Genomic DNA, 11,330 nt, shown 5'->3' with positions numbered 1-11,330 from the left:
CTCGCTGGTTTCCAGCACGAACCCCATGTTACTGGAGGTGGTAAAGCAGCTGTAGAGCATCCATCCTTCAAATGGGTCAATATAATACTTGGTAACTTAAAAAATGCGCTCAAAGGTACTTATCATGCAATTAATCGCAAGCATGTTCCGCGGTACCTGGCAGAATTTCAGTACAGATTCAATCGCCGATATGATCTGCCGTCCATGATTCACAGACTGATTTATGTTGCTCTTAGGACTCCACCCATGCCATCAACCATGCTTTCTATGGCTGAAGCAGAGTGGTAATCAGATAAAAGTTTTGGGAAAGGTCTGGAAAACCCTTTTTCAAAAGGGTTTTCCAGTAATGATGCAACAAAAGGCTTGCCATTCAAACGGCCTGACTCATTTCAAATGTTCAAGCTGTGACATTGATGAGTATATATTGATGAAATCGAACGATCTTGTTTAGTTAGCCCCAAAATATTTGCAATTATATTAATATTTATAGTCAGGAAGGAGCTGAGCCATGAAAATGAAATATGAACCAGATCTTGAAATGGAAAACAGATTGTTTCAAAAACTTATGGACTCTTTCATCAGGGTTGGATTGCTATTTGCGCTGGTTGTGCTTTGTTATAGAATTTTTTCACCATTTTTGAATCTGATTATATGGTCTCTGATTCTTGCCGTGACATTTTATCCACTGCACCAAAAAATAGCAGAGAAAATTCGCGGGAAACAGGGCTTGGCAGCAACTCTTGTGGTTGTCGCCGGAATAATTCTGATAGTGGTTCCAACAGCCATTCTTGCCAGTTCGCTTGGTGATTCCATTCAAATATTGTTGGCCAACATGAAGAATAATACCTCTCAAATTCCTGAGCCCGCAGAGGCTATTAAAGCGGTTCCTTTAATTGGTTCAAAGATTTATGACTTCTGGACAAAGGCTTATACAGATCTGCCTGCATTGATACAGAGCATGCAGCCTAAAGTTGGTAATATCGCAAAAGAGGCTTTGAGTGTTGTTGCCGGAATTGGAGGAGTCATACTTAAGTTTATGTTTTCCTTTATCATTGCAGGAATCATAATGGCTTACGGAAAGTCAGGGGCAGAGACTGCCAAGGCTATTTCCAGGCGTTTTGTAGGAATTGAGAAAGGCGATCTTTTTGCGAAGCTGTCCACTGATACAATTCGTTCTGTAGCACTCGGAGTCATAGGCGTAGCCTGTATACAGGCTATTATTGTAGGTCTTGTATTCATTTTTGCAGGTATACCCTGGACAGGGGTGCTATCTATGATTGTCCTGGTACTTGGAATTGTTCAGGTTCCGGCTGCCATCGTCACATTACCGGCTGTTGCCTATATCTGGATTAGTGATGGTTATGGAACTGGTGCGGCAGTAGTTTATACTGTTTTAATCATTGTTGGCAGCATGGCAGATAATGTGTTGAAGCCTATAATGCTCGGTAGAGGCGTGGATGCCCCAATGCCTGTTATTTTGCTGGGCGCTCTTGGCGGCATGGCTTCGGCTGGTATTCTGGGAATGTTTATAGGCGCGATCTTTCTTGCATTGGGCTATCAGATTTTTATGGGATGGGTGAAGGATGTGCCTGTGGAAGACTCAGAGGAATCCATTGAAAAATCCTTGGCTGCGGATTAAATTCAATAATATGGTTTCCGGCCTTTTAAAGCCCGAGCCAGAATTTCAGAAAAGCATTAAAGACTGACAAGGTCGCAAAAAATCCGAATGAAAACCGGGAGCCGGAATTTATAGGTTCTAAAAATTCAAAGATGCCGGATCAAGTCCGGCATGACGACGGGGCCATTTTTTGACATTTTGCGAGACCATCAAAAACTGATACAAAACAGGAAAACATGATCGAGGATATAAAAAAGACACTCTGGGCCACAGCAGACAAGCTGAGAGCCAACATGGACGCTGCCGAATATAAGCACATCGTACTTGGCCTTATTTTTGTAAAATACATTTCAGACACTTTCCAGACCAGAAGAGACGAGCTGACAAAACGTTTCACAGATGAAAACGACGACTATTTTATTCCTGACTCAGACGCTGAAATGCTGGCCGAAGAACTGGAAGACCGCGACTATTACAAGGAAGTCAATGTTTTCTGGGTTCCTGAGGCTGCCAGATGGGAAAGTCTGCGGGCGCAGGCAAAGCAGGCAGACATAGGCAAGCGAATAGACGATGCTTTGTCCCTGATAGAAACCGAAAACCCCAAGCTTAAAGGCATTCTCGACAAACGCTATGCCCGTGTTCAGCTTCCGGACGGCAAGCTGGGCGAACTTGTGGATATGGTCTCAACCATAGGATTTGGTGTAACAGGCCAGAGTTCCCGCGATCTTCTCGGACAGGTATATGAATATTTTCTCGGTCAGTTTGCCAGCGCAGAAGGCAAGCGTGGAGGACAATTCTACACACCGGCAAGCATAGTCAAAACGCTTGTAGCAATACTGGCTCCGCATCAGGGGCAGGTTTATGATCCGTGCTGCGGTTCCGGCGGTATGTTTGTCCAGTCCGAAAGATTCATCGAGGCCCACGGCGGCAAGATCGGAGATGTCTCGATATACGGCCAGGAATCCAACCCCACAACATGGCGTCTGGCTGCAATGAACCTTGCCATTCGCGGAATTGATTTCAATCTTGGAAAAGAACCGGCAGACACCTTTGTCCGCAACCAGCATCCTGATTTAAGAGCCGATTTCGTGCTTGCAAATCCGCCTTTTAATATATCCGACTGGTGGCACGCCAGCCTTGAGGGAGATCCCCGCTGGCTTTATGGAACGCCGCCCCAGGGCAACGCCAACTACGCATGGCTCCAGCACATGCTGCATCATCTGAAACCTAATGGGCGTGCAGGCATTGTCCTTGCCAACGGATCCATGTCTTCCAGCCAGAATTCGGAAGGCGACATAAGAAGGGCCATGGTTGAAGACGACAAGGTGGAAATCATGGTTGCCCTGCCTGGTCAATTATTCTTTAACACCCAGATTCCCGCCTGTCTTTGGTTTCTCGTAAAGCAGAAAACCAGAAGGCAGGGTGAAGTTCTTTTCATAGATGCCCGCAAGCTCGGAACCATGATAAGCCGTGTTCAGATCGAGTTTACAGACGATGATATCAAAAAAATTGCAGATACTGTGCAGGCCTGGCGCGGTGATGAAGAAGCAGACACTGAATATGCTGATGTGGCAGGTTTTTGCCGAAGTGTTCCGCTTGCCGAAATTGCAGAGCATGGTCATGTGCTGACACCCGGACGTTATGTCGGTGCTGAAGCAATCGAGGACGACGATGAAGCTTTTGCGGAAAAGATGCAGAAGCTGACCGAAAAGCTGGGTGAGCAGATGGCAAAGGGCGCTGAACTCGACATGCTTATCCGGCAGAAGCTTGGAGGGCTGGGGTATGAGTGTTGAACCTGGCATGAAAAAAATTATTGAGAAAAAACTGGATCAGATCGAAAAAGATTTCAATGTGGAAATAATACTGGCCATCGAATCGGGTTCCCGTGCATGGGGCTTTGAATCTGTTGATAGTGATTATGATGTCCGGTTTATCTATAAGCATGAATTAAAATGGTATTTAAATGTATTGCCAAAACGGGATGTAATCGAACTGCCAATAATAGGAGTTGATGACTATTCCGGTTGGGATATAAGAAAAGCCCTGTTTTTAATGAACAAATCAAACCCTGTGCTTTTTGAATGGATGCGGTCGCCAATAGTCTATAAAAGGAATGATAACGAATTCGAGCTGTTAAAGAAAGCAGCCGAAAGATATTTTTCACCGGTTTCTTCAATCTATCATTATCTGCACATGGCAAAAGGAAACTACAGGGAGTATCTTCAGGGCGAATATGTCAAGGTAAAGAAATATTTCTATGTATTAAGACCGATTCTTGCCTGCATCTGGATAAAAACAAAGAAAGAATCCCCTCCGGTGGAATTTGAAAAGCTGCTGGAGAACGTAGAGGATCAGAAGCTTTTATCTGAAATTGCTGAACTTTTGAGGAAAAAGAAATCCGGAACTGAAATGGGAGAAGGCAAAGCCATTCCGGCAATCAATCAGTTTATTGATGAAAAATTAGCCGAATTTGAAATATTCACGGCCAGTTACAATGCAAATAAAAAGCCGCCTTCAGAGTATCTGGATGATCTTTTATGGAAAATATTAAATTAACGAAGCCTCTCAGGGAAAGCGAAACAGTGGAACTCAAGAAAAACCTTTCAGAACTAAAGGAAGGTCTTGTCTCCATTGCAGCAATCCTGAATAAGCACGGCTCCGGAGAAATATGGTTTGGAATCTCGCCTGATGGCCAGTTTCGCCAGATTGCAGGGCTTTTTGTTGCCAGTTTTGATAGACCGTCTTTTCATGTGGAGACTGTTGATACAACTCAAGCCCCGCAAAACCCCGTAAAAGCCCCGCAGAACCACATGAAACCACAAGAAAACCACAAGAAAAAATTGATCGATCTACTCATGGCGCAGCCTGATCTGAGCATGAAAAAACTGTCTGATTTGAGCGGGCTGACAGTTTACAGTGTCCGGCATCATCTGAGAGCCTTGCAGCAATCAGGACATATCCGCCACGTTGGACCTGACAAGGGCGGGTATTGGGAAATTCTTGGTGGTGTCACGGATGACAAGGCTGATAACAGGAATAATAAAATATGAGTTCTGAACTGATCCGGCAGGATTATCTTGATTTTCTGGGGCATATAAAGGGCAGGATTAGGCAGCGCCAGTATCAGGCTTTGCGTGCGGTCAACAACGAGCTGGTAATGCTTTACTGGGAACTGGGTGAAGCCATAGATAAGAAGCAGCTTGAACAGGGGTGGGGTAAATCTGTTGTGGAAAACCTTGCCCGCGACCTGCAAGGCGAATTTCCGGGGCGCAATGGTTTTTCAGCACGTAACCTGTGGAATATGCTTGAATTTTACCGGACATATTCACACCTGCAAAAACTGCAACCATTGGTTGCGGAAATTAGCTGGGCAAAAAACATCGTTATTATGAGCCGTTGCAAGGATGACCTGGAAAGGGAATTCTACCTGCGCGCAACCGCCCGCTTCGGCTGGACAAAAAGCGTCCTTCAGCACCAGATTGACAACAAGAGCTACGAAAAATACCTGCTTAACCAGACAAATTTTGACAATGCACTGCCTGAAGAAATCAAGGCACAGGCTGCGCTGGCAGTGAAGGATCATTACACCTTCGATTTTCTTGAATTATCAGAAGAACATTCGGAGCGGGAGCTTGAACAGGCGCTTATAAAAAACCTTCGCAGTTTTCTTGCCGAGCTGGGCGGTGCCTTTTCTTTTATCGGCAATCAGTACAGGCTTGAAGTTGATGGCAGGGAATATTTCATTGATCTGCTGCTTTTTCATCGCCGCCTGCGCTGTCTGGTCGCCATTGAGCTGAAAATAGGCGAGTTCAAGCCTGAACACAAAGGGAAGATGGAGTTTTATCTGGAAGCTCTTGACAGCCATGAACGCCTGCCTGAAGAAAATGCTCCGATCGGTATTATCATCTGCCGGAGCAAGAGTAAAACCATCGTGGAATATGCGCTTCGGAATGCGTCCCGCCCTTTGGGGGTGGCGACATACACAGTGGTGCCTCAGTTGCCGGAAGGTTATAAAGCTGATTTGCCAAGCCCGGAGCAGATTGCAGAGAGGTTGCAGGCTTGGGGTGGTGAGTGTTTGGAAGACGAAGAAGATGATCCGGCTAAAGCAGGGAGGGCTGGGGTATGAGTTCTGATTGGCCATGTACAAAACTATCTTTGCTCGGCACTTTCGATAGAGGAAAATCAAAGCATCGTCCGCGCGATGCAGCGCATCTTTATGATGGGCCTTATCCGTTCATCCAAACTGGCGACATTACTGCTGCGGGTGGAAAAATCACTACATATCGACAAACTTACAGTGAAGAAGGGCTTGCTCAGAGCAAGCTGTGGCCCACAAATACCCTCGCAATTACTATTGCTGCAAATATAGCAGAAACGGCACTGCTAACTTTCCCTGCTTGTTTTCCTGATAGTGTTGTTGGTTTTACCGCACATCCTGAAAAAGCTGATGTAAGGTTTATAGAATATTTATTTCGCGCAATGCGTGAAAATGTAAAAAGGCGTGCTTATGGGTCGGTTCAAGAAAATATCAACCTTATGGTTTTGCGGGATCTTGAATTTCCTGTTCCTTGTTTGGAATTTCAAAAAAAAATAGCTGATTTTCTGTCCATGCTCGACGACCGCATCGACCTCCTCCGCGAAACCAACAAAACCCTTGAAGCCATAGCACAGGCCATTTTTAAATCGTGGTTTGTGGATTTTGACCCTGTTCGAGCCAAGCAGGAAGGCCGCGAGCCTGAAGGCATGGACGCAGACACAGCCTCGCTCTTTCCCGACAGCTTCGAGGAATCTGAGCTTGGGTTGATTCCAAAGGGGTGGTCTATTTGTTCTGTTTACGACTTGGCGCAATATATTAATGGCGCGGCTTATAAGGCTTTTGAGCCTAATTTAGAACGAAAAGGGCTACCTATTATCAAAATAGCTGAGTTAAAAGCTGGAGTTACCTCTCAGACCGGGTTTTCTGATATAAAAATGCCATTAAAATATAAAATAAACACCCAAGATGTATTATTTTCATGGTCGGGCAATCCAGATACATCAATTGATATTTTTGTTTGGCCTCACGGAGAAGCTTGGCTTAACCAACATATTTTCCGTGTTGTCCCGCATACAGCCCAAGAACGGTCTTTTGTTCTTCTTACATTAAAACATTTGAAGCCCGTGTTTGCTGAAATAGCCAGAAACAAACAAACCACAGGATTAGGGCATGTTACGGTTTCTGATTTGAAGCGCCTCCGAGTTATTCAACCAAATAACTTATTATTAAAAAAATGGAATGAATTAGTTGATCCATTGATTGAACGAGCCTTCATGATTGAGCAAAAAGCCCAAACCATCACCCAAATCCGCGACACCCTGCTTCCTCGTTTAATATCAGGCCAGCTACGCCTGCCTGATGCAGAACCCATAGTCAAAGAGGCTGTTTCATGAATTATCAGCCCCCATATTCCATAACTTCACTTATTCTTCAGCGGGTAGCAGATATTGTGGAACTCGTGACCAGATGGTCACTGTCTGATGACAGTTCTCTTTCCCCGCAGTTGCGCCGGAATAACCGCATCCGCACGATTCAGGCTTCTCTTGCAATCGAAAATAATACCCTGAGCATTGAGCAGGTGACGGCAGTGCTTGAAGGTAAACATGTTCTTGGCCTGCCCCGTGAAATCCAGGAAGTAAAAAACGCCTTTGCCGCCTATGAGCAGATGCCAAAATGGAAGCCTGAATCATTGCCTGACCTTTTGGCTGCTCATGGACTGCTCATGTCTGGACTTGTGGACAGTCCGGGGTTTTTCAGAAAAGGCGGCGTAGGAATCTATAATGACAACAAAATAGTTCACATTGCGCCTCCAGCCATCAGGGTTGACGTTCTTATGACTGATCTTGTGAACTGGCTGAAATCAACTCCGGTTCATCCTCTTATTAGCAGTTGCGTATTTCATTATGAATTTGAGTTTATTCATCCATTTGAGGACGGCAACGGGCGCATGGGGCGTTTATGGCAAACCCTGATACTCAGCAGATGGAAACCTGTTCTTGCCTATCTTCCGGTAGAATCAGTGGTCAGGATGCGTCAGGCTGAATACTATCAGGCTCTGGCAGAAGCAGACAGACTGGCCGATTCAACCCCTTTCATAGAATTCATGCTTCAGGCATTACACGATGCCATGAAAGAAGCTCTATCTAAAACGTCGGTGAAAATGTCGGGTAAAACGTCGGTGAAAATCATAGAAGAGCTTTCCTTGAACAGATTGCTGACCATTCCTGAACTTGCGGAAAAAATCGGGGTCACAGCGCGCTCTATAGAACGTAATCTTAAAAAATTGCAGGATGAAGGCCGTTTGCGTCGTATAGGCCCAGCCAAGGGCGGCCATTGGGAGGTTATCAAATGACGGAAGATCAGCTCGAACAGGAAGCTCTGGAATGGCTTAAAAGTATCGGATACAGCCATCGCTACGGACTGGACATTGCGCCGGATGGCCCGGAACCTGAACGCAGCAGCTATTCCCAGGTGCTTCTTGTAAACCGTCTGCGGGACGCTATCAGCCGCCTTAATCCCCTTGTTCCCCTTGTCGCCCGTGAAGACGCATTTCAGAAAATTCTTAATCTGGATACTCCGGTTTTACTGGCAGCAAATCGGGCCTTCCATAATATGCTGGTCAATGGCGTTCCTGTGGAATATCAAAAAGACGGCGAGACACGGGGCGATTTTGTCCGGCTGATGGACTTTTCAGATGTAAAGGCCAACGAATGGCTTGCCGTGAACCAGTTTTCCGTAAAGGGAGCAAAACATACACGCAGGCCTGATATCATCCTTTTTGTCAATGGCCTGCCCCTTGTTCTGGTTGAGCTGAAAAATCCTGCTGACCGGAACGCGGATATCTGGAAAGCATATGACCAGATACAGACCTATAAAGAACAGATTCCAGATGTGTTCCAGTATAACGAAATGCTGGTGATCTCTGACGGAACAGAAGCGCGCATGGGGTCTCTTTCCGCAAACATTGAAAGATTCATGGCCTGGCGCACCATTGACGGAATTACGCTTGATCCGCTCGGACAGTTCAACGAACTGGAAACCCTTATACGCGGAGTTCTGGCTCCTGACTATTTTCTGGATTTTCTGCGTTTCTTTGTTCTGTTTGAGGATGACGGAACCCTTGTTAAAAAGATTGCTGGCTATCATCAGTTTCATGCAGTGCGCTCTGCCATAGCGCATGTAATCTCTGCCTCAAGGCCCGGAGGAAGCCAGAAGGGCGGAGTTGTCTGGCATACCCAGGGGTCTGGAAAAAGCATCACCATGACATGCTTTGCTGCACGGGTAATGCGCGAAGAGGCAATGGAAAACCCGACCATTGTTGTCATTACGGACAGAAACGATCTGGACGGGCAGTTATTTGGCGTTTTCTCCCTTTCCCAGGATTTGCTACGAGAGCAGCCTGTGCAGGGTGAAACAAGGCAGGACTTGAGGGCAAAACTGGCAAACAGGCCATCTGGCGGGATTGTCTTTGCCACAATCCAGAAATTCATGCCTGGCGAAGATGAAGACAGTTTTCCAGTTCTTTCTGACAGGCACAACATCGTTGTAATAGCAGACGAAGCGCACCGCACCCAGTACGGCTTTGAAGCAAAATTCAAGGGAGACGCAAAAGGTTATCAGGTGGGATATGCCCAGCATCTGCGTGATGCTTTGCCCAATGCGACTTTTGTCGCCTTTACCGGAACGCCTGTATCATCCGAAGACAGGGACACAAGGGCAGTATTCGGCGATTATATCCATATCTATGACATGCAGCAGGCAAAGGACGACGGCGCAACTGTCGCCATATATTTTGAATCTCGCCTTGCAAAGCTGGGGCTGAACGCTGATGTGCTTCCGGACATAGACGAAGAAGTCGACGAACTGGCCGAAGACGAAGAAGATGATCAGCAGGCCAAACTCAAGAGCAAATGGGCGGCACTTGAAAAAGTAGTCGGAGCTGATCCGCGTATCAAACAGGTTGCTGCAGATCTTGTCGAACATTTTGAAGAACGAAGCAAGGCCCAAACCGGCAAGGCAATGATAGTCGCCATGAGCCGTGAAATCTGCGTCCATCTTTATGATGCTATTATTGCCCTGCGCCCGGACTGGCACGACGAAGACCCGGAAAAGGGCGTTGTAAAAGTCATAATGACAGGTTCTGCCAGCGATAAGCCTTTGCTGAGACCTCATATATATTCAAAGCAGATAAAGAAACGTCTGGAAAAAAGGTTCAAGGCTCCTGATGATCCGATGCGTCTTGTAATTGTCAGGGATATGTGGCTGACAGGATTTGACGCGCCATGCGTTCATACCATGTATGTGGACAAGCCAATGAAGGGCCACAATCTGATGCAGGCCATAGCCCGTGTTAATCGTGTATTCAGGGATAAACAGGGCGGTCTGGTTGTCGATTATATCGGGATTGCCAATGATCTGAAACAGGCTCTGAAGGAATATACGGCAAGCTCCGGACGTGGTCGTCCGACAGTCGATGCCCATGAAGCTTTCGCTGTGCTGGAAGAAAAACTCGATGTACTGCGTTCCATGCTCCATGATTTCGATTACAGCGATTTTCTGACTGCAGGTCACAGTCTTCTTGCCAAAACCGCCAACCATGTTCTTGGGCTCAAAGACGGAAAGAAGCGGTTTGGAGATACCGCCCTTGCAATGTCCAAGGCCTTTACGCTTTGCTGTACCCTTGATGAGGCCAAGGCAGTGCGTGAGGAAGTGGCATTTTTCCAGGCTGTGAAAGTTCTTCTGACCAAAAAAGAAATCAGCAGCAGGAAAAGAGCTGATGAAGAACGTGAAATGGCTATAAGGCAGATCATAGGATCAGCCCTGGTATCTGAGGAAGTGGTTGATATTTTCGATGCTGTAGGTCTGGATAAGCCGAATATAGGTATTCTGGACGATGATTTTCTGAATGAAGTACGCAACCTTCCTGAACGCAATTTGGCTGTGGAGCTTCTGGAAAGACTTCTTGAAGGCGAGATCAAGACACGATTTGCAACCAATGTCGTACAGCAGGCCAAGTTTTCTGAACTTCTTGCAAATGTAATCCTTCGCTATCAGAACAGAGCCATTGAAACCGCCCAGGTGATGGAAGAGCTGATTGCAATGGCTAAAAAGTTTCAGGAAGCTGCTGGAAGAGGCGAAGAACTCGGCCTTAATGCTGACGAACTGGCCTTTTATGATGCCCTGGCAAACAACGAAGAAGCAGTGCTTGAGATGGGTGATGAGGTTTTGAAGAAAATAGCTCATGAACTTGCTGAAAATCTTAGAAAAAACATCAGCGTTGACTGGTCTGTGCGTGACAGCGTGCGGGCAAGCCTGAGACTGATGGTAAAACGAATTCTGAGGAAATACAAATATCCGCCGTCAAGGCAGGAAGAGGCTATAAAGCTGGTGCTTGAGCAGGCTGAAACGCTTAGTGCCGAGTGGATTTAAATAATTCTTGTTATTATTCAGCTTGCCATAATTATCCTTTGGAAAACCCCTTTTGAAAAAGGCGTTTTCCAGACCTTTGTTGCATTAAGAATAATATTGTAGGTCGGGTTAGAGCGTCCTTTGCTCGTAACCCGACATAAAGTCTTGGCAGATGTCGGATTAAGGGATTTATAGATAAAGCACATATCCCTAATCCGATCTACGAATTGGCCTTTTTTACAGCAATCTAAACATGACAAAGCCGCA

General features: G+C 46.1%; 9 protein-coding genes. All 9 read left to right on the top strand.

Annotated elements, in window-relative coordinates; all coding sequences use genetic code 11:
• The coding region (locus K245_RS27335) for a transposase (RefSeq protein WP_027358810.1) at nt 1-288 on the top strand (288 nt) is incomplete at its 5' end.
• 220 nt (nt 289-508) lie between these two features.
• The gene (locus K245_RS0115215; RefSeq protein ID WP_156906811.1) at nt 509-1,639 is read left to right on the top strand and encodes an AI-2E family transporter; all 1,131 of its coding nucleotides are present in this window, start codon (nt 509-511) and stop codon (nt 1,637-1,639) included.
• 215 nt (nt 1,640-1,854) lie between these two features.
• The gene (locus tag K245_RS0115210; RefSeq protein ID WP_027359923.1) at nt 1,855-3,411 is read left to right on the top strand and encodes a class I SAM-dependent DNA methyltransferase; all 1,557 of its coding nucleotides are present in this window, start codon (nt 1,855-1,857) and stop codon (nt 3,409-3,411) included.
• Nucleotides 3,401-4,174, top strand: a complete 774-nt coding sequence (locus K245_RS0115205) for a nucleotidyltransferase domain-containing protein (RefSeq protein WP_035277397.1) — start codon at nt 3,401-3,403, stop codon at nt 4,172-4,174. Before K245_RS0115210 ends, K245_RS0115205 begins: the two co-directional genes overlap by 11 nt.
• Complete coding sequence (locus K245_RS0115200) at nt 4,156-4,668, top strand: RNA-binding domain-containing protein (protein WP_027359921.1); 513 nt, start codon at nt 4,156-4,158, stop codon at nt 4,666-4,668. The genes K245_RS0115205 and K245_RS0115200 overlap by 19 nt, the downstream gene beginning before the upstream one ends.
• Nucleotides 4,665-5,744 carry a PDDEXK nuclease domain-containing protein gene (locus K245_RS24810; RefSeq protein WP_051284192.1) on the top strand — a complete coding sequence of 360 codons (1,080 nt, stop codon included), beginning with the start codon at nt 4,665-4,667 and terminating at the stop codon, nt 5,742-5,744. The genes K245_RS0115200 and K245_RS24810 overlap by 4 nt, the downstream gene beginning before the upstream one ends.
• Nucleotides 5,741-7,048, top strand: coding sequence for a restriction endonuclease subunit S (locus K245_RS27330; protein WP_084156341.1), 1,308 nt, complete (start codon nt 5,741-5,743; stop codon nt 7,046-7,048). Before K245_RS24810 ends, K245_RS27330 begins: the two co-directional genes overlap by 4 nt.
• Nucleotides 7,045-8,007, top strand: a complete 963-nt coding sequence (locus tag K245_RS0115185; protein WP_027359919.1) for a Fic family protein — start codon at nt 7,045-7,047, stop codon at nt 8,005-8,007. The genes K245_RS27330 and K245_RS0115185 overlap by 4 nt, the downstream gene beginning before the upstream one ends.
• Nucleotides 8,004-11,084 (top strand): type I restriction endonuclease subunit R, encoded by a 3,081-nt coding sequence (locus K245_RS0115180; protein ID WP_027359918.1) that lies wholly within the window; start codon nt 8,004-8,006, stop codon nt 11,082-11,084. The genes K245_RS0115185 and K245_RS0115180 overlap by 4 nt, the downstream gene beginning before the upstream one ends.
• Nucleotides 11,085-11,330: the final 246 nt, after the last annotated feature.

This window comes from Desulforegula conservatrix Mb1Pa, assembly GCF_000426225.1.
In the GTDB taxonomy this organism is placed as follows: Bacteria; Desulfobacterota; Desulfobacteria; order Desulfobacterales; family Desulforegulaceae; genus Desulforegula; species Desulforegula conservatrix.
The sequence above is the reverse complement of the archived record's forward strand: the minus strand, read 5'-3'. Positions and strand labels throughout refer to the sequence as shown.